This window comes from Gordonia hirsuta DSM 44140 = NBRC 16056 (genome assembly GCF_000333015.1).
Lineage (GTDB): Bacteria > Actinomycetota > Actinomycetes > Mycobacteriales > Mycobacteriaceae > Gordonia > Gordonia hirsuta.
Genome location: NZ_BANT01000012.1, coordinates 40,965 through 59,290, shown reverse-complemented (window position 1 = coordinate 59,290; position 18,326 = coordinate 40,965). Strand labels below are relative to the sequence as shown.

Annotated in this window: 15 protein-coding genes; 6 read left to right on the top strand and 9 right to left on the bottom strand. The window is 69.6% G+C overall.

Annotation, left to right across the window (positions count from 1 at the left end):
* The first annotated feature begins 15 nt into the window (after positions 1–15).
* Complete coding sequence (locus GOHSU_RS04225) at positions 16–501, top strand: tRNA (cytidine(34)-2'-O)-methyltransferase (protein WP_005937323.1); 486 nt, start codon at positions 16–18, stop codon at positions 499–501.
* A 50-nt stretch (positions 502–551) separates the two neighbouring features.
* Here GOHSU_RS04225 and nagB read toward each other — a convergent pair whose 3' ends face one another.
* From nagB to GOHSU_RS04210, 3 genes are all read right to left on the bottom strand, one after another.
* Entirely contained in the window at positions 552–1,304 is a 753-nt protein-coding gene (gene nagB, locus GOHSU_RS04220) for a glucosamine-6-phosphate deaminase (protein WP_005937319.1), read from the bottom strand.
* Positions 1,305–1,416: 112 nt separating this feature from the next.
* Positions 1,417–1,653, bottom strand: a complete 237-nt coding sequence (locus GOHSU_RS04215) for a DUF167 domain-containing protein (protein ID WP_005937310.1) — start codon at positions 1,651–1,653, stop codon at positions 1,417–1,419.
* A gap of 56 nt (positions 1,654–1,709) precedes the next feature.
* Positions 1,710–4,955: an error-prone DNA polymerase gene (locus tag GOHSU_RS04210; RefSeq protein ID WP_024332780.1), complete on the bottom strand. Its 3,246-nt coding sequence runs from the start codon at positions 4,953–4,955 to the stop codon at positions 1,710–1,712.
* 89 nt (positions 4,956–5,044) lie between these two features.
* Here GOHSU_RS04210 and GOHSU_RS04205 point away from each other — a divergent pair, with 89 nt between their 5' ends.
* Complete coding sequence (locus GOHSU_RS04205) at positions 5,045–6,973, top strand: SDR family oxidoreductase (RefSeq protein WP_005937306.1); 1,929 nt, start codon at positions 5,045–5,047, stop codon at positions 6,971–6,973.
* Positions 6,970–8,112 (top strand): alanine racemase, encoded by a 1,143-nt coding sequence (locus GOHSU_RS04200; protein ID WP_005937304.1) that lies wholly within the window; start codon positions 6,970–6,972, stop codon positions 8,110–8,112. The genes GOHSU_RS04205 and GOHSU_RS04200 overlap by 4 nt, the downstream gene beginning before the upstream one ends.
* Here the strand turns inward: GOHSU_RS04200 and GOHSU_RS04195 are convergent.
* From GOHSU_RS04195 to GOHSU_RS04180, 4 genes are all read right to left on the bottom strand, one after another.
* Positions 8,109–9,083, bottom strand: coding sequence for an NAD(P)H-dependent flavin oxidoreductase (locus GOHSU_RS04195; RefSeq protein WP_005937298.1), 975 nt, complete (start codon positions 9,081–9,083; stop codon positions 8,109–8,111). The genes GOHSU_RS04200 and GOHSU_RS04195 overlap by 4 nt on opposite strands.
* Before the next feature lie 69 nt (positions 9,084–9,152).
* Positions 9,153–10,796, bottom strand: a complete 1,644-nt coding sequence (locus GOHSU_RS04190; protein ID WP_005937294.1) for a DNA polymerase Y family protein — start codon at positions 10,794–10,796, stop codon at positions 9,153–9,155.
* Positions 10,793–11,521, bottom strand: coding sequence for a DnaE2-dependent mutagenesis accessory factor ImuA' (imuA', locus tag GOHSU_RS04185; protein WP_005937291.1), 729 nt, complete (start codon positions 11,519–11,521; stop codon positions 10,793–10,795). The genes GOHSU_RS04190 and imuA' overlap by 4 nt, the downstream gene beginning before the upstream one ends.
* A 144-nt stretch (positions 11,522–11,665) precedes the next feature.
* Entirely contained in the window at positions 11,666–13,990 is a 2,325-nt protein-coding gene (locus GOHSU_RS04180; protein WP_005937288.1) for a protein kinase domain-containing protein, read from the bottom strand.
* A gap of 78 nt (positions 13,991–14,068) precedes the next feature.
* Between GOHSU_RS04180 and GOHSU_RS17060 the strand changes: the two genes are divergently transcribed.
* Complete coding sequence (locus GOHSU_RS17060; RefSeq protein WP_005937285.1) at positions 14,069–14,761, top strand: hypothetical protein; 693 nt, start codon at positions 14,069–14,071, stop codon at positions 14,759–14,761.
* Between the two features lie 27 nt (positions 14,762–14,788).
* On the opposite strand, the gene GOHSU_RS04170 is transcribed toward GOHSU_RS17060, so the two are convergent.
* Positions 14,789–15,445 (bottom strand): LuxR C-terminal-related transcriptional regulator, encoded by a 657-nt coding sequence (locus GOHSU_RS04170; RefSeq protein ID WP_005937282.1) that lies wholly within the window; start codon positions 15,443–15,445, stop codon positions 14,789–14,791.
* Positions 15,442–16,713, bottom strand: a complete 1,272-nt coding sequence (locus GOHSU_RS04165) for an ATP-binding protein (RefSeq protein WP_005937279.1) — start codon at positions 16,711–16,713, stop codon at positions 15,442–15,444. Before GOHSU_RS04165 ends, GOHSU_RS04170 begins: the two co-directional genes overlap by 4 nt.
* Before the next feature lie 117 nt (positions 16,714–16,830).
* Here GOHSU_RS04165 and GOHSU_RS04160 point away from each other — a divergent pair, with 117 nt between their 5' ends.
* Both GOHSU_RS04160 and GOHSU_RS04155 read left to right on the top strand, forming a co-directional pair.
* The gene (locus GOHSU_RS04160) at positions 16,831–18,120 is read left to right on the top strand and encodes a PspC domain-containing protein (protein ID WP_005937276.1); all 1,290 of its coding nucleotides are present in this window, start codon (positions 16,831–16,833) and stop codon (positions 18,118–18,120) included.
* On the top strand, positions 18,120–18,308 hold the full coding sequence (locus GOHSU_RS04155) for a hypothetical protein (protein ID WP_005937274.1): 189 nt from the start codon (positions 18,120–18,122) through the stop codon (positions 18,306–18,308). The genes GOHSU_RS04160 and GOHSU_RS04155 overlap by 1 nt, the downstream gene beginning before the upstream one ends.
* Positions 18,309–18,326 lie beyond the last annotated feature (18 nt).

Sequence of the window (18,326 nt, the reverse complement as noted above, 5' to 3'; positions counted from 1 at the left end):
TGGGAGAATGACCGGGTGCCCGAGCCCGCATCGTTCGACCTGAAAATCGTCTACTACCAGCCCTGCATTCCGCCCAACACCGGCAATGCCATCCGGATCGCAGCCAACACCGGGGTTCAGTTGCACCTGATCGAGCCGCTCGGTTTCACCATGACCGATCAGCAGGTGCGCCGGGCCGGACTGGACTACCACGAGATGGCGCATGTGAGCGTGCATCCGGACTTGCCGACGGCGTGGGCGGCACTGGCGCCGCAGCGGGTCTTCGCCTTCACCGCGCATGCCCGGCGTTTCTACACGCAGGTCGAGTACCGCCGCGGCGACGTCCTGCTCTTCGGTCCCGAGCCGACCGGTCTGCCCGAGGATGTGCTGCGCGACCCGCAGGTGACCGATCAGCTGCGCATTCCGATGCTGCCCGATCGTCGCTCGATGAACCTGGCCAATGCGACCAGCGTCGCGCTCTACGAGGCCTGGCGGCAGCAGGGCTTTCCCGGCGCCGTCTGACCGGGCGGCTGGACGGCGCGGGTCACCGCAGCGGGGTCACGGCAGCGGGGTCACGGCTTGTGGGTGTACGCGTAGCGGTAGTACTCGATGTCCCGGAGCCGGGAGGCGGCGGCCGGATCCAGCACGACGGTGGCGCGCGGATGCCACTGCAGGATCGAGGCCGGGCACGACGCCGACAGCGGGCCCTCCACCGCCGCGGCGATCGCCTCGGCCTTGGTCTCGCCGGTGGCCACCAGCGCCAGATGTGTCGCTTCGCAGATGGTGCCCAGTCCCTGGGTCACCACGTGCAGGGGAACCTGCTCCAGGTCTCCACCGAAGAAGCGCGCATTGTCCCGGCGGGTCTTCTCGGTGAGCGTCTTGATGCGGGTGCGCGAGGTGAGCGAGGAGGAGGGCTCGTTGAAGCCGATGTGACCGTTGCTGCCGATACCGAGCAGCTGGACGTCGACCGGTCCCAGCCGGGCGATCAGCTCGTCGTATTCGGCAGCGGCCCCTTTGGCGTCGGCGGCCATGCCGTCCGGTGAGTGCACCGCATCGAAGTCGACGTGGTCGGTGAAGTTGTCGCGGATGAATCGCGCATAGGCTTCCGGATGGTTCGGGGGCAGACCGACGTATTCGTCGAGCAGGACCGCCTGCATCCCGCGGAACGACAGCCCTTCTTCGCGGTGGCGCCGGATCAGTTCGGTGTAGGTGGGCACCGGTGACGATCCGGTCGCCAGACCCAGGGTCGTCGCCCCCTCACGGACCACCTCGGTGATGATGTCCGCCAGCACCTGTTCGGGGTGATCAGTGATCACGACCTCCATGTCTCACCAGCTCTCTTTCGACTCTCGGCCACCGCCACGCGCGATCGCCCCCCACCATTGTGGCGTGACACTATCGCGGCGACGAACTCGCGGGTAGCCGACCGGTGCGCACTCACCGGATCCGGAACCGCTTGAGCCGCGAGGTGGCGCCGCCGACCAAGACAACGGCACTCTTGGGAACACCGAAGTGTTCGGCCAGCAGCACACCGACGGCCTTGTTGGCCTTGCCTTCGGTCGCCGGCTCACGCACGTACACCGTCAAGGCGCCATCCGGGCCGGTCTGCACCAGCGGGCCCTTCTTACTGTTCGGTTTCACCGTCACGGCGATCTGCTGCGGAGCTGCGGCCATCCTTCGATGATCCCATGCCGAGGCCGGCTGCCCCCGGATTCCGGGCCCCGGACGGTTCAGCACCAGTCACGTGAGCGGGTGCCCACACGCAGATCCAGTTGCTGCAGGCGGTCGGCGACCACGGTCACCGCCCCTTCGGCGTTGCGCACCTTACCGCGGACCAGCAGCGCCGAGGCGGTCTGCGCCAGTTTCCGGTACCGCGTCCACAGCCCGACCGAGCAGACCACGTTCACCATCCCGGTCTCGTCCTCCAGGTTCAGGAAGGTCACCCCCGACGCGGTGGCCGGCCGTTGCCGGTGTGTCACCGCACCGCCGACCATCACCCGCGAACCGTCCGGCACCGAGAGCAACCGGTCGGCCGGAACCACCCCCATCGCCGCCAGCCGGGGCCGCAGATACTGCGTCGGATAGCTGTGCGGGGTGATCCCGGTCGCGGCGGCATCCACCGCGGCCAGTTCGATCTCCGACATCCCCGGCAGGGTCGGTGCCGCCCGGGGGCTGACCACCGGCAACTGATCCTCGCGCAGACCGGCCACCGCTCCGGCCTCCCACAGCGCGGTCCGGCGGTCATGGCCCAGCGATGCGAAGGCCCCGGCGGTGGCCAGCGATTCCAGCTGCGGCGCAGTCAATTCCGTCCGGCGGGACAGGTCGGCGATATCGGCGTAGGGCCCCCGCGCCACACGATCGTCGACGATCCGCCGGGCGGCGTCGACCCCCAGTCCACGGACCGCCCCCAGTCCGATCCGCACGTCCAGGCCCGCATTCTCCAGGCTCGCGTGCGCCAGCGAGGCGTTCACCTCGGGCCGGTGGACGCGCACCCCGTGTCGACGCGCATCGGCCACCAGTGACTGCGGGGAATAGAAGCCCATCGGCTGGGCGCGCAGCAAGGCCGCGCAGAACGCCGCCGGATGGTGCAGTTTGAACCAGGCCGAGTAGAAGACCAGCGAGGCGAAGCTCTGCGAATGGCTCTCCGGGAATCCGAAGTTGGCGAAGGCCGCCATCTTCTCGAAGATCCGGTCGGCGGTCTCCCCGGTGATGCCGTTGACCTGTTCCATCCCCGCATAGAACCGGGCCCGCAGTCGCTGCATCTTCTCCGGAGAGCGTTTGGACCCCATCGCGCGGCGGAGTTGATCGGCCTCGGCCGCATCGAAACCGGCCACATCGACCGCCAGTTGCATCAGCTGCTCCTGGAACAGCGGGATCCCCAGGGTGCGATCGAGCGCCTTGTGCATGGACGGATGTTCGACGGTGGGTTCCTCCAGCCCGTTGCGCCGCCGGATGTACGGGTGCACCGAGCCGCCCTGGATGGGGCCGGGCCGGATCAGTGCGACCTCGACCACCAGATCGTAGAAGTTGCGCGGTTTGAGTCTCGGCAGCGTCGCCATCTGGGCCCGCGATTCCACCTGGAAGACACCGACGGTGTCTGCCCGGCACAGCATGTCGTAGACCGCGGGCTCGGTGAGGTCGATCGTCGCCAGGTCCACCTCGATACCTTTGTGCTCGCGCACCAGATCGATCGCATAGTGCAGCGCCGAGAGCATGCCCAGCCCCAGCAGATCGAACTTCACCAGGCCGATGGCCGCACAGTCGTCCTTATCCCACTGCAGCACGCTGCGCCCGGGCATCCGCGCCCACTCGGTCGGGCAGACATCGGCGATCGGCCGGTCGCAGATCACCATGCCGCCGGAGTGGATCCCCAGGTGCCGGGGCAGCGAGGAGACCTCGGCGGCCATCGCCCGCACATCCGGCGGCGCCGAATCGGGCAGTTTGCTCCAGGCGTCCTGCTGGCCCGGGTCGTAGCCCAGGGCGCGGGCCATATCGCGCACCGCCGAGCGTCCGCGATAGGTGATCACATTGGCCACCTGCGCACTGTGTTCACGTCCGTGCCGGGCGTAGACGTACTGGATCACTTCTTCGCGACGGTCGGATTCGATGTCGATGTCGATGTCCGGCGGCCCGTCACGTTCGGGTGAGAGGAACCGCTCGAACAGCAGTTGCGCGGCGATCGGATCGACACTGGTGACGCCCAGGGCGTAACAGACCGCGGAGTTGGCGGCGCTGCCCCGTCCCTGGCAGAGGATGTCGTTATCGCGGCAGAACGCGACGATGTCGTGCACCACCAGGAAGTACCCGGGAAAGGTCAGGGTCTCGATGATGCCCAGTTCCCGGTCGATCTGCCGATAGGCGTCCGGACGTTGCGCGCGCGTGCCGTAGCGGCGCCGAGCACCGCGTTCGGTCAGCTCCCGCAGCCAGCTGGCCTCGGTGTGCCCGGCCGGGACGTCGAACGGTGGAAGCTCCGGTGCGATCAGCCCCAGGGAGAAGGCGAAGTCGTCGGCCATGTCCGCGGCATTGTCGATCGCATCGCGGTGCGCCGGCAGCAACCGGGCCATCTCGTCGCCGCTGCGCAGATGCGCACCGCCCACCCCGGGCAGCCAGCCGGCGATGGTGTCGATATCGGTGCGGGCGCGCACCGCGGCGACCGCCAGCGCCAGCCGCCGCCGGGCCGGACCGGTGAAGTGCGCGCCGCTGGTTGCCACCGGCGGCACCCCGAACTCCGCAGCCAGCTGTGCCAGTACCGCATTGCGTTCATCGTCGTCGCTGCTCCCGGTGGCGGTCAGTTCCACCGCCACACCGTCCCGGCCGAACCGATCGACGAGCTCCCCCAGCGCACGCCGGGCCGCGGACCGGCCGCCGCGGGCCAGGGCCCGCCGCACCGAGCCCTTCCGGCACCCGGTGAGGATCATCCAGTGACCGGGCGCCGCGGCGGTGATCGCCTCGTCGTCGTAACGCAGCAATCCCTTCTCGCCGCCGCTCATATGCGCCTGGGCGATGGTCCGGGACAGCCGTCGATAGCCTTCCGCATCGCGGGCCAGCACCAGCAGATGTTCGCCCGGCGGATCCACCGCCCCGGCCCGCACCGCGTCGCGGGCCAGCGACAGTTCGGCCCCGAAGACCGTCGGCAACCGGTGTTCGCGAGCAGCCTCGGCGAACCGCACCACCCCGTAGAAGCCGTCGTGGTCGACCAGCGACAGTCCGGTCAGACCCAGCCGGTGCGCCTCGGTGACCATCTCCTCGGGCAGGGCCGCACCGTCGAGAAAGCTGAACGCGCTGTGCGCATGCAGTTCGGCGTAGCGGACCGCGCCGGCGACCGGCTCCACCTCCTGCGCCCGATAGGCCCCCCGCCCGCGTGACCACGCCGGCGCGTCCCCGCCGTCACCGAGTCCAGCGCCGGGCCCGGGTGGCCGCCCGGAAAGCACCCGCTCCATCTCCGCCCAGCTCGGCGGCCCGTTGTCCCATCCCACCCCCCTACAGTAGAACACCTGTTCGACTTTCGGCATGTCATTCGTCCGGCCCGCTGCACGACCGATCGAATGTATGGGAACCTGTTCCAGTGACTCGTTACTTCGTGACCGGCGGCAGCGGCTTCCTCGGCCGCCGCGTCCTGGCACGGCTGCTGGCTCAGGACGGAGCCGAGATCACCGTCCTGGTGCGCGGGGGTTCACTGCCCAAGCTGTCGGCGGCTCTGGAGCGGATCGACGGCGGGGACCGTATCGTCACCGCGGTCGGCGATCTGACCGACGACGGCCTGGGACTGACCGACGGATCGGCTCTGGGCCCCTTCGATCATGTCATCCACCTCGGCGGCATCCACGATTTCGACGCCGACGAGGCAGCGGTGCGGCCGGTGAACGTCGACGGCACCGCGCGGGTCGCCGAATTCGCCGCCGCGCACGGGGCCGTGCTGCACCACGTCTCGTCGACGTTCGTCGCCGGTGATCACGACGGCGATTTCACCGAGGACGATTTCGACCTCGGTCAGGACTTCCCCACCCCCTACCATCGCAGCCGGTTCGACGCCGAACGCATCGTCCGCGACACCGAGGGACTGCGCTGGCGCATCTACCGGCCCTCCTCGATCGTCGGCGATTCGGCGACCGGTGAGGCCGACCGTATCGACGGCCTCTACCACTTCTTCCCGAGTCTGACCGAGATCGGTCAGCTGCCGCTGATCCTGCCGGTCCCCGTCCTCGACATCGGCGATGTGAACGTGGTCCCGGTCGACTACGTCGCCGATGCGCTGGTGGCGCTGCTCCCGCACCGGCCCGACGAGACCGGACTGGTGTTCCACCTGGCCGATCCGGTGCGGCGCACCGTGACCGAACTGTTCAACACCCTCGCACCGGTCCTGGGGGCTCCGCGCGGCTTCGGTGTGATGCCCCGCATCGCCGCGCGCGCCATGATGGCGGCCACCGGCCACAATCCGCTCCGGCCCGGGCGCGATCTACTGGTCCAGCAGCTCGGCATTCCGCCGGTCCTGCTCGACGTGGTCTCGGTACCGGTGCACATCTCCGCCACCGCCACCGTCGAGGTCCTCGAACGACTCGGGGTCAGCCTGCCCGATTTCGGCACCTACCTGCCGACGGTGTGGTCGTACTGGTATCGCCACCTGGATCCGGGCCGGCACCGTCGCACCGATCCGCGGGGCCCGCTGGTGAGCAAGAACATCGTGATCACCGGCGGCTCGTCGGGGATCGGCAAGGCCACCGCACGCATGTGCATCACGCGCGGAGCCAATGTCATCCTGGTCTCCCACGAACCCGAGCAGCTCAGTGCGGTGGCCGAGGAGCTCAATGCCGAGGTGCCCAAACCCGGTCTGCCGCTGGGGCGGGCCTGCGCCTATGTCGCCGATATCACCGACGAATCGCTGGTGCGGACCCTGGTGAAGTCGATCATCGCCGAGCACGATCACATCGATGTGCTGGTGAACAATGCCGGCCGGTCCATCCGCCGCTCCTCGGTGAACGCGCTGGACCGGGCGCACGACTATCAGCGGATGATGGCCGTCAACTACTTCGGTGCGGTCTACCTGACCCTGTCGGTGCTACCGCACATGATCGAGCGCCAGTCCGGGCACATCGTCAACGTCTCCGATGTGCTGGTGCAGAGCCGCGGTGCACGGTTCGGTGCCTACGCCGCCTCCAAGGCCGCACTGGAGGCCTTCGCCGATGCGACGGCAGCCGAGACGCTGTCGGACCACGTCACCTTCACCAATGTGCGCCTGCCGCTGACCCGCACCCGGATGATCGCGCCGACCCGCGCCTACGAGAGCCGGCGCGGGATCTGGGGTGTCGACAAGGCCGCCCACCGGGTCCTCAAGGCCATCGTCGAACGCCCCAAGCAGGTCACCTCGCTGGTGGGCGATCTGGCCGATCTGGGGCATCGCACCGCCCCGCGCCTGACCAACCGGATCAAACATCAGGAGTACCTGTGGTTCGGTGAGTCCGAGGCCGCACTGGGTATGTCCACCGACGTCGGATGACGATGCCGGCCGACCTCGCCGACGAGCCGGACACGCCGTATCTCCTGATCGACGATGCGGTGCTGCGCCGCAATATCGACACGTTGGCCGACTGGGCCGCCGAGCAGGGTCTGCAGGTGCGCCCGCACGCCAAGACCCACAAGTGCGCCCAGGTGGCCCGGCGTCAGCTCGACGCCGGTGCGGCCGGGTTGAGCGTGGCCACCCTCGGCGAAGCGGAAGCCTTCGCCGAGGCCGGTTTCACCGAGCTGTTCATCGCCTATCCGCTCTGGCTGTCACCGGCGAAGACGGCCCGGCTGCGCGCCCTGGCCGGGCGGCTGCCCCCTCATGCCCTGCGGATCGGGGTCGACTCGGCAGCCGGCGCCCGGCAACTGGCACGGGGGCTGGGTGAAGCCGCCGTGGATATCCTGGTGGAAGTGGACTCGGGAATGCATCGCAGCGGGGTCGCACCCGCCGAGGCCGGTGCGGTCGCGGCCGCCGCGCGGGACGCCGGACTGACCGTGATCGGCGTGTTCACCTTTCCCGGACACGGCTACGGCCCCGGAGACGCACGGGAGAGCGCTGCGCGCGAGGAGATGGCGAGCCTGGCGCAGGCGGCCGAATCCTTGCGCATGCACGGGATCGAGCCGGTCGTGGTCAGCGGAGGGTCGTCGCCGACGGTCGCCCTGGCCGCCCGCGCCGGCGCGGACGACACACTGCGGCCCGGTGCGGTGCTCACCGAGATCCGGCCGGGGGTCTATCCGTTCAACGATGCTCAGCAACTCGAGCTCGGCGCCTGCCACTGGCCGGATCTGGCGCTGGTCGCGGTCGCCACCGTGGTCAGCACGGTCGCCGGCGATCGGCAGTCGGGACCGCAACTGATCCTGGATGCAGGCAGCAAGGTCCTCGGCGCCGACCGGCCCGGCTGGGCCACCGGTTTCGGCCGGCTGCCCGACTATCCGCAGGCCCGGCTCACCGCACTGTCCGAACACCACGCCACGGTCCGGTTTCCGCGCGGTGCGGTCGCACCGGGGCTCGGCGAGCAGGTGCGGGTGGTACCCAATCACGTCTGCACCGCGGTGAATCTGGCAGATGAACTGCTCGTCGAGACCACCGGTGGACGCACCCGCTGGCCGATCATCGCCCGCGGCGCCAACCGCTAGCCGGCGGCGAAGCGCGCCAGGGACGATGTCAGAATGTCCCGGGCTTCAGCGACGGTGCGGGTCACCACCTCACCGGCGGTGGGGATGTCGTCGATCAGTCCCTGCACCAGGCCGACAGACCAGATGCCGGCCTGGGCGTCACCAGTCTCGTAGACGGTGCGGCCGCGGGCACCGGCGACCAGCTCGCGCACATCGGGGAAGCTGCCGCCGGCCTCCAGGATCTCGACGACCTCCGTACTGACGGAGTTCTTGGCCACCCGGGCGGTGTTGCGCAGCGGACGGAAGATCAGCTCGGTATCGAGTTCGTCGGCGGCCACGATGGCCTCTTTGATCTGCTGGTGGATCGGGGACTCCACGGTGCACATGAAGCGGGTGCCCATATTGATGCCGTCGGCCCCCAGTGCCAGGGCGGCTGCCAGACCCCGGCCGTCGGCGAAGCCTCCGGAGGCGATCACCGGGATGTTGACCCGCTGCGTGGCGGCCGGAATCAGAATCAACCCGGGGATGTCGTCTTCGCCGGGGTGCCCGGCACATTCGAAGCCGTCGATGCTGACCGCATCCACGCCCACCTGTTCGGCTTTCAGCGCATGCCGGACGCTGGTGCACTTGTGGATCACGGTGACACCGTGCCGTTTGAATTCGTCCAGGTGCGGCGCCGGATTGGAGCCGGCGGTCTCCACGATGGTGATACCCGAGTCGAAGATGGCCCGCCGGTACTCGTCGTAGGGCGGAGGGTCGATCGTCGGCAGGATCGTCAGGTTGACCCCGAGCGGCTTATCGGTCAGCGCACGGGCCCGTTCGATCTCCCGGCGCAGATCGTCGGGGGTGGGCTGAGTCAGTGCGGTGATCATGCCCAGGCCGCCGGCCTCGGAGACCGCGGCGGCCAATTCCGCCCGGCCCACCCACTGCATGCCGCCCTGGACGATCGGGTACGTGATTCCGAGTAGCTCGGTGAACGGTGTGGTCAACATGGTATTCCTCCTCCCGCCAGTCTCCCTGTTCGCGACCGCCTCGGCCAGTGCCCCGCCGACGGGACAGTCTCACTCGTACACTCCCTCGACCGACCAGCGTGCCCGGCGATAACAGAGCAGCATCCCTTTTCCGCTTCCGGAGGCCTCCTGCCGGGTATCTCTGGACCGGGCATCTCCGTACTGGGCACCCACCAGCACCTGTGCCCGGGCCATCACCCCGCCGCCGGCCTCGGGGGCGTCAAGGCCGGCCCCTTCCTCGTCGATCCCGAACGGCCACGGTCCGGCCCACCACTGCACCGGTGCGGACCGGCGGCCGATCCGCACCTGGACCGGCTCGGCGCTGAAGGCACCGCGCGTGGTCACCGCTACGGCGTCACCGGTGGCGTCGAGCAGTTCCACCTCGTCGCTGGTCAGTAAGGCCGGCAGCGGACGGACCAGGGCATCGGGCCAGGCCGCATCGACCGGCCGGGGCGGGTCCGTCCGATCCCCGTAGGGCACCAGGGCGACGCGTTCTGCCGGACCGCGGCCCCCGCTGGCCACCGGAATCGCGACGGCCTCGCCGCCGAGCAGCCCCTGCACCCGCACCAGTGCCCGGCGGGCCCGCTCACCCAGCCCCCCGGCACCTGGATCCGCCGGAAAACCGGCCCCGGTGAGCGGATGCTGCAGGGCACCGGGGTCGACCAGTTCCACCGGTTCCAGCCGCAGCCGGACCAGCGGCGAGTCGGGGGCGTCGGCGGTGCCCCGGGAGGCGGTGAGCCAGCCTTCGAGTTGCCAGCGGATCCGGTCGGCGGTCGCTGCCGGGGTCAACGGTTCAGCACAGCGCCAGGTCCGCGAATGCACTCTGCCGTGTTCGGTGACCGCATGCACCGTCAACCGGGTGCAGGCCAGCGCCGCCGCAGAGAGCCGCCGGTGAAGCTCTTCGGCGAGCCGGCGTCCCAGGAAGGCGGCGGCATCGACCCGGTCGACCGGCGGGTCGCAGTGGTGATCGACCTCCAGCTCCGGCGGGACCGGTGCCCGCGAGGGGCCTCGGCCCGGCGCTCCCGATGCCACTCGGTGCGCCAGCACCGCATCGCGGGAGAAGCGCGAGGCCACATCGGCGGCGTCGAGTTCGGCGAACCGGCCCAGGGTGGAAATGCCCAGGCGTCCCAGCAGGTTCACCAGTTCGTCACGACCGGGGGCGGTGAGCGACGGTTCGATCACCAGATCGGTGATGGGCCGGGCGGCCAGGAAGACCGCGTCCTCCCCCGGCGGCACCACCAGACCCGCGCGCGCGGCCAGCACCGCGGTGAAGAGCTGATCGGCGAGTCCGACCCGAGCGGGCACGGCCAGATCCTCCACGGCCGCCACCACAGATTCGGCCAGCTCATGTTCTCCGCCGAAGTACCGGGCACCGCGATCGGCGGCCACCGCGAGCAGCCCCGGGCGCAGCACCTCGGTCATGGGCACCACGGCACTCACCGCGGTCACGACCGGCTCGAAGAGACGTCCGTCTCGGTGAGGTTCGTCGGCGGCCACCAGCAGTTCCGGACAGATCGCCTGAGCCTGCCGGCGGCGCATTCCGCGCCGCACCCCGATGCGCCGGGCGGTACGCGAACAGGCGATCACCCTGCCGGCGGCGAGCACTGCGATCGGCTCGGCGCCGTCGACCCCCAGCGCCTGCGCCGCGGCCGCCGCCGGCCAGTCCGGACACCACAGGGCCAGCGTCCGGCTCAATTGGCCACCTGCCTGAATTCTGCCGGCCGACCCTGCACGCGGGAATCCCGCGCGGTCAACCGCAGTGCACCGCTCTCCCCGTAGCCGGGGGTCACCAGTTCACACCGGATCTCGCGCGGCGCCACGCCGCTGCCGGCGGCACCGATGTCCACCTGCAGTCCGCCGATCCGGCCGTAGCCGTTGCGCCGTAGCGGCAGGTGCCGGTACCCGGCGATCCGGGCCGACAGTCGCACCGTCGCCCCGGGCCAACTACCGGGTGCCCCGACCGCGACCAGCACCGCCCCCTGTCGTCGCGCACGACCTCCGAGCACCCGCGCCCTCGACGGGGTGACCTGCGAGACGGCGACCAGGACCAGATCGACGCCGTCGAGCAGCACCCCGGCCACCTCCAGCCGGTCCACCCCCGGCTCTTCGACCACTGCGATGCGGCTCAGGTCGGCCCCCAGATCGGCAGCCATCGCCAGATTCAATTGCGGAAGCCCCACCAGCGCCGCGGTGGCCCCGGCAGCGGTGGCCGCGGCCAGCAGTGCTGCCGGCAGCGTCATCGCCCCGCTCACCTCGGTGACCGCGCCGCGCACCAGCCCACGCCGCGGCAGCACGCCGGTCAGCGGTTCGGGCACCGCCAGTACCGCCGGCCCCGGCTGCCCTGCAGAGCCCGACATCGATGCCAGCCGCCGCCGGAGTGCCGCCACGGTGGCTCCGGCATCTTCTTTCTGATCGGACATGCGCTTCCCCTCGCCCGGTACGACCGTCGGATGTGACCGTTCGGGTCGGCGGCAGGGAAGATACCGTCGTTCGAACTCACGTTCGACAATAGCGGTGGGGTCCGACAGCCGTCAACGCCGCGGCTGAGGTGCACCGGGGAGGCGCTACTGCGGAATAGCCATCTTCTGCGGTGTCGTCGCATCGGCGTTGCCGCCGTGAGCCACGCCCCAGCAGTAGGTAGACTCGGTGTCCGCATCACGGGTCCGGGCGCACGTGGTGCTCTTGCCCACGGTGACCGCGAAGACTCTGGACAGACCATCGACCTTGGTCGGAGTCTCTACCTTCACGGTATCTCCGGTACCGATCTGGCCGAATCGGTTGTATCCCCAGCAGTACAGTTCGCCGCCCTCGGTGATGGCGCACGCCGAGGCGACGTCGAATGCGACCTGCCGCGCATCGGTCAGGCCGACAACCTCACCGGGCACCTTGCGGTTCTCCCAGGCGCCCCAGCAGTAGACTTTTCCGTCGGCCACCGCGCAGGCGCTCTGCTGATTGCCTTCCTCGTTATCGGTGCTGTATCCGACCGACACCGACTCCACATTCTCCAAATTCTGGACGACGACCGGCGTATTGCGCTGGTCGACGGTGCCATCGCCCAGCTGACCGTGCTTGTTGTCTCCCCAGCAGTGCAACTTGCCCTGGGCCACGGCGCAGAAGGACCGGCCGTCGCCGCTCAACGCCGTCACTCCGGAGAGCCCCTGCACCTTGGAGGGGGCTTTGGTCGACCTCTCTTCGGTGCCGTCACCGATCTGTCCGAAGGAACCGTAGCCCCAGCAGTAGACCTCCTGCTCGGCCTCGGTCACCGCGCACGAGGTACCGTAGGCCTGCACCACGGTGGCGACCTTGTCCAGCCCGGCCACCTTGGTGGGGGTGTCCCGGTTGGTTTCGGTGCCGTCGCCGATCTCTCCGTAGTTGTTGTTGCCCCAGCAGTACGCTTCGCCGTCGGCGACCGCGCAGGTGGTTCCCAGGATTTCATCGGACTTGGACTTGTAGCTGCCGGTGGAGACGGCCGTGACATTGGTCAGGCCCGGCACCTTGACCGGCGTGTTCCGTTGGGTGTTGCTGCCGTCGCCGAGCTGACCGGAGTTGTTGCGACCCCAGCAGTACAGTTCCTGATCCTGCGAGATGGTGCAGACCACGCCGTACCGGGTGGTGATCTGCTGACCTGCCGCGATCTGCGGACCCGGGTCCTCCTCCTCACCGCCGGACGGCCACCACAGCGGTGCGGTGCCGGCCACGGCGACGAGCGCCACGACTGCCGCGGCCAGCGCGATCCACAGTCCCTTGCGACTCTTGGCCGGTTTCCCGGGGGGACCGTACTGCGGGCCCCCGGCCGTCTGGGGACCGGAGAAGTGCTGAGCTCCGGAGAAGTGCTGGGGACCAGACACGTGCGGGGGTCCCGGTGTCTGCTGGTACCCCGACAGATACGGTTGCTGCCCACCGGTGAACGGCGCGGTTCCCGGCGCCTGCTGCGGACCGGAATAGTGCCCGGGCCCGGCGAACTGCTGCTGCCCGGAGAAGTGCTGCTGCCCGGAAGGCTGGTGCGGACCGGAGAACTGCTGCGGCGCCAGCGGAATCGATGTCATGGTTGCGGCCGCACTACCGGTGGTCTGCGCAAGCGCGGCCCGCAGAGCATCGGCGAAGGCCCGGCAACTCGGATACCGGGCGGCCGGATCCTTGGCCATCGCCCGCTCGATCACCGGGCCCAGCGGAGCCAGATCCGGACGCACATGCGCCAGCGAGGGCACGGGCTGTTGAACGTGCGCCATCATCAGTGCCGTCGCCGACGTCCCCTCGTAGGGCGCCGTGCCGCTGAGCAACTGGTACGCCGTGCAGGCCAGCGAGTACTGGTCCGAGGCCGCAGTGGCCGGTGCGCCGCTGATGATCTCCGGTGCGGTGTAGGCGGCGGTGCCCACCACCGTGTTGACAGCGGTCAGCTGCGGCGAATCAGCCATCTTGACGATGCCGAAGTCCAGGATCACGGCACGCTCGAAGGCACCGTCGGCGTTGCGGGTCACGATGATGTTGGCCGGTTTGATGTCGCGGTGCACCACCTGCCGCGAATGGGCGTAGTCCAGGGCATCGGCGACCTGCGAGATCGCCTCGACCGCTTCGGCCGGGTTCACCCGCGTCTTCGACAGGTCCGGGCCGCGCAGGTGGCTCATGGTGAACCAAGGCAGCTCGTTCTCGACGCCGTAGGCGTAGACGGTGACGATGCTGGGATGGTCCAGAGCCGCCGCCGAACGCGCCTCGTTGGTGAAACGCTGCAGGAAGTCCGGGTTCGACGATCCCCCAGCCGAGATCACCTTCATCGCTTCGCTCCGGTGAAGCTGCGGGTTCTCCACCAGGTAGACATCCCCCATACCGCCGGAGCCGAGTACCTCCAGCACCCGGTAGCCAGCGATCATGGTCCCCGGCGCTACAGCCATGGGTCCTCCCGATTCCATTGGACAGCCGTTACCGTGACTGAGGTTAACCCATTCCGGGTGGTCCGATAGATTCGGTGCGTGCAGCAACACCAGCGTCGTCTCTACTCGTTCGCCATCGGGATGGTCGCGGTTCTCACCATCGGAACCACGCTGCTGCCCTGGGTCGTCCTCACCCCGCTGGGTACTCCGGCGGGCTGGAACGGGCTCGGCAGCACCTCCGACGAGAGCCTCGCGCTACGGGACGTCGGTCCGCATCCGTACGGCTGGTGGGTGATCGCCGCCGCAGTCCTGGCACTGGCGGCGGCGTTGGTTCTGCTGCGGACCGCACCGTCTGCCGGCGGCAGCACGATATGGCTGTTGTGGCTCGCCGCCGTCGCGGCACTGGCCGCCCTGACGGTGCCGATCACGGCGCTGGCCCGACCGAGCTGGCTGATCGGCGACTTCATCACCGAGATCGGCGGACGCAACCTGGCCGATCTGATGGGCCGGGACTTCCTGTCCGTGCCGGTACTGAGTTTCGTGATCGTCGGACTGAGTCTGCTGGCGCTGTTGTGCGCCGGTACCGCACTGACGCTCCGGCCGCTGCGATTGCGGATCCGGATCTCCATCGACCGGGGCCGGCAGCCCGCCCCACGGCCCGAACCGGCCGCGTCCGAGCCGACCGAGCCAGAGCCGACCGAGCCAGAGCCCGAACCCGGCGAGCCCGAACCTGAAGAATCAGAAGACCCTGAAGAATCAGAAGACCCTGAAGAATCAGAAGACGAGGACTGACAGACTGACTCTCCCCATCGCCGCTGATCAGCCGATCTGCCGGTTCACCGCCCATCGGGTCAGGGCGTTGCGATTGGACTGCTGCGTCTTGCGCAGCACGTTGGAGGCATGCGTTTCGACGGTCTTGACCGAGATGAACAGCTCCTCGGCGATCTCCCGGTACGTGTAGCCGCGAGCGAGCAGCCGCAACACCTCCAGTTCCCGCCGGGTCAGCGAGTCCAGTTCCGGGTCCAGCGCAGGTTCGGGCACCGGTGAGCGGCCGGTGAACGAGTCGAGCACGAAGCCGGCCAGCCGCGGGCTGAAGACGGCATCTCCTTCGGCGACCCGGCGCACCGCGTCGGCCAGATCGGTGCCGCTGATGGTCTTGGTGACATAGCCGCGGGCTCCGGCACGGATGGTGGCGATCACGTCGTCGGCGGCATCGGAGACCGACAGCGCCAGGAACACCGGTGCTTGCGAGCCCAGCGCATCGGTCACCCCGCGCAGCACCGCCACCCCGCCGCCGCCGGGCATGTGCACGTCCAGCAGCACCACATCGGGGGTGTGTTCGACGATGCCGGCCACCGCCTCCGGCACGGTCCCCGCATCCCCGATCACCGCGATGCCGTCCTCGGAGGCCAATTCGACCCGGACGCCGGAGCGGAAGACCGCGTGGTCGTCGACCAGATACACCCGATAGGTCATGCCGGTTCCTCCGATCCGGTCCGGGCGCCGTGCCCGACTCCCTGAGTATCCTCGTCGTCGGCCCGGACCGCGCCGAATGTGCGCGGCAGCGTCAACGTCACATTCGTGCCGCGCCCGGGTGCCGAGGCGATCGCGGCCCGGCCGCCCGCCCGCTCCATCCGGCCGCGAATGGAGCCGGTGATGCCCTGCCGGTCGTCGTCGACGGCCTCGGGTTCGAAGCCGCACCCGCGGTCCCGGACGAACACCTCCACCGCCTCGTCGGAGACCTCGGCGTACACGTCCACCGTCTGCACTCCCGAGTGTTTGGCGGCGTTGACCATGGCCTCGCGGGTGGCCGCCAGCAACGACGATGCGGCACGGGCCCACTGGGCATCCCGCAGTTCGTCGGGGCCGATGTCGCCGACGGTGACCGTCTCGAACTCGATGTCGTAGCTCTGTTCCACTTCGGCGGCCAGCGCCGCGATCGCCGCGGCGAACGACTCCCGCCGCTGGGCGGGGTCACCGAACAGCCAGGCGCGCAGCTCGCGTTCCTGCCGCCGGGCCAGCCGCGCGACGGTATCGGGATCGCCGGACTGCTTCTGGATCAGCGCGAGGGTCTGCAGCACCGAGTCGTGCAGATGCGAGGCGATCTCCTCGCGTTCGTCGTTGCGGATGCGGGCCGCGCGTTCGGCGTCCAGGGCGCGCAGCAGCCGCATCCAGAGCGGAACGGTCAGCACCACGACCCCGACCAGCGTTGCCAGCACCGCCAGCACGGTGGTGTTGATACCGGCGAACACCGAGCCGCCGGCCAGCACCATCACCGTCAGGCCGCCGATCACCAGAACCGCTCCGATCAGCAGCCGCAGCCAGGTGGTCACCGAGCGCGCCGAGCCGCCGCCGAGGCCGGTGACGTCGACCTCACGCCACACCAGGGCCGTGCCGCCGAGCACGAAGATCGCCGCGATCAACTGCTGAGCGGGGGCATTGGCCGCCACCGCGAAACTGAGTCCCAGTGCCACCAGCCCGACCAGGATCAGCCCGTAGGCCTGCCGTCGCTCCGCCGGGGCGGACCGGACGGTATCGGTGCCCGCGGGTGTGAAGAAGGCCAGGAGCGCATAGGCCACAGCCCCGGCTCCGGCCAGTGCGGTGAGCACCACGAAGACCGCCCGGACGCGGAACACGTCCACACCGAGATGATCGGCCAGCCCACCGGCGACGCCGTACAGCACCTTGCCGCCGTGGCGGCGGTACAGGGTGGCCCGGCCCGGCCGGGTGATCTCGGTATCCATCACTGTCGATACTGGCATGCACACGCGGGGGCGCACCACGCTCGTGCGCAGAGTTCAGGGCACATCTCAGGGTTGTTCCCGATGTCGCCGACCGGCCGGTGGCGCGACGATGAACTCATGAACTCCACGACACTGTCCGATCTATGGGCGACCAGGCCTGTGCGCCCGCGCCGCGGCCGCAAAGTCGCCGGTGTGTGCGCCGGATTCGGCGCCCGCTACGACGTCGATCCGACGCTGGTGCGGGTCGCGTTCGCCGTGTCCACCCTCTTCGGCGGGGCCGGTCTCGTGTTGTACCTGGCGGCGGCGTTCACGCTGCCGTCGCAGTCACGGCAGGCCGCGGACCGGTCGCCGGATACCGCGGAGACGACCGGGGACCGATCCGGAACGGCGCAGTCGGGAAAGGCGCAGTCAGAAGCGGCGCAGTGGTTCGGGGCGGACGGGGGTGGCTGGACCTGGCCCAAAGTCACCCTGCTGGTCGTACTGACGATCGTCGTGGTGAGCAATCTGGGCAGCGATCGCCTGTGGAGCGGCGGCGGCGTCCTCGGAACGATCCTGATGCTGGCCGGCTGGTGGCTGCTGTACCAGCGCACCCCGATCGCCCCGGACGGAACCGGCGCCGACGCGGCGGTGACGGTGACGGACGACGACGCTCCGCCGACCGCCCCGGTGCCCCCGGCGGCCGCCGCGTCGTCGTCGACTCCCGGTCCGGCCGAGGCAGCCGAGTCCTCGCTCCCACCGCGCTGGGATCCGCTGGGCGTGGCACCGTTCGCCTGGGATCTCCCCGAGCCGCCGCCGGCCCCCGAACCGGTTCCGGCCGGCAAGCCCAAGTCTCCGCTCACCCCGATCGTGACCGGTCTGGCGATCCTGGTGGCCGTGGCCGGCACCCTGGCGAATCTGCTGGGGGCGCAGTGGTTCACCGTCGGACGGATCGCGAGCCTGGCGTTGATCGTGCTGGCTGTCGGCATGCTGGTCGCGGCCTCGCAGCGTCGTTCCGAGGGCACCCACGCCGACGGTCTGATCCCGTTGAGTCTGCTGGTCGGCGCGATCGTCGTCGTCGCCACGCTGATGACGGCGACGGACTGGTCGGTCCCCCGCGGCGGGATCGGCGAGCGGGCCTACGAGATCAGTGCACAGTCGCAGTTGCAGGATCAGTACTCATTGACCATCGGCTCCACCAAACTCGATCTGCGCCGCCTGGACGGGCTGACCCATGACCAGACGATCACGATCGACCAGGGAATCGGCGATATCAAGGTGACCCTCCCCGACCGCGCACGGGTGCAGACCCGCTGTCATACCACCATCGGCGATTTCACCTGCCCCGCCGGAATCGTCGGCGCAGACGAGGACGGACCGATCCTGACCATCGAGGCCCGGCTGGGCCTGGGCACCGTGGAGATGAAGTGATGAACAGCGAAGTCACGCGCCGCTCCCCCGCACTGGCGATCACCGGGCTGATCGCCCTGGGGGTCGCCGGCTGGGGACTGACCGGCGGACCGGATCTGCCGGACCTGCCCGTGCTGCCCTGGATCCTGCTGGCGCTGGGGCTGCTGGCCGGGGTGCTGCTGATCGTCAGCGGTATCCGCCGGGGTTGACCTCTTCCACCGGCGCGG

What these genes read in the sequence shown, in the direction of transcription:
- GOHSU_RS04155 (WP_005937274.1), top strand. Translation starts at nt 18,120, where the DNA reads ATGAACAGCGAAGTCACGCGCCGCTCCCCCGCACTGGCGATCACCGGG.
- GOHSU_RS04215 (WP_005937310.1), bottom strand. Translation starts at nt 1,653, where the DNA reads ATGGCCGCAGCTCCGCAGCAGATCGCCGTGACGGTGAAACCGAACAGT.
- GOHSU_RS04160 (WP_005937276.1), top strand. Translation starts at nt 16,831, where the DNA reads ATGAACTCCACGACACTGTCCGATCTATGGGCGACCAGGCCTGTGCGC.
- GOHSU_RS04200 (WP_005937304.1), top strand. Translation starts at nt 6,970, where the DNA reads ATGACGATGCCGGCCGACCTCGCCGACGAGCCGGACACGCCGTATCTC.
- GOHSU_RS04180 (WP_005937288.1), bottom strand. Translation starts at nt 13,990, where the DNA reads ATGGCTGTAGCGCCGGGGACCATGATCGCTGGCTACCGGGTGCTGGAG.
- nagB (WP_005937319.1), bottom strand. Translation starts at nt 1,304, where the DNA reads ATGGAGGTCGTGATCACTGATCACCCCGAACAGGTGCTGGCGGACATC.
- imuA' (WP_005937291.1), bottom strand. Translation starts at nt 11,521, where the DNA reads ATGTCCGATCAGAAAGAAGATGCCGGAGCCACCGTGGCGGCACTCCGG.
- GOHSU_RS04165 (WP_005937279.1), bottom strand. Translation starts at nt 16,713, where the DNA reads ATGGATACCGAGATCACCCGGCCGGGCCGGGCCACCCTGTACCGCCGC.
- GOHSU_RS04170 (WP_005937282.1), bottom strand. Translation starts at nt 15,445, where the DNA reads ATGACCTATCGGGTGTATCTGGTCGACGACCACGCGGTCTTCCGCTCC.
- GOHSU_RS04195 (WP_005937298.1), bottom strand. Translation starts at nt 9,083, where the DNA reads ATGTTGACCACACCGTTCACCGAGCTACTCGGAATCACGTACCCGATC.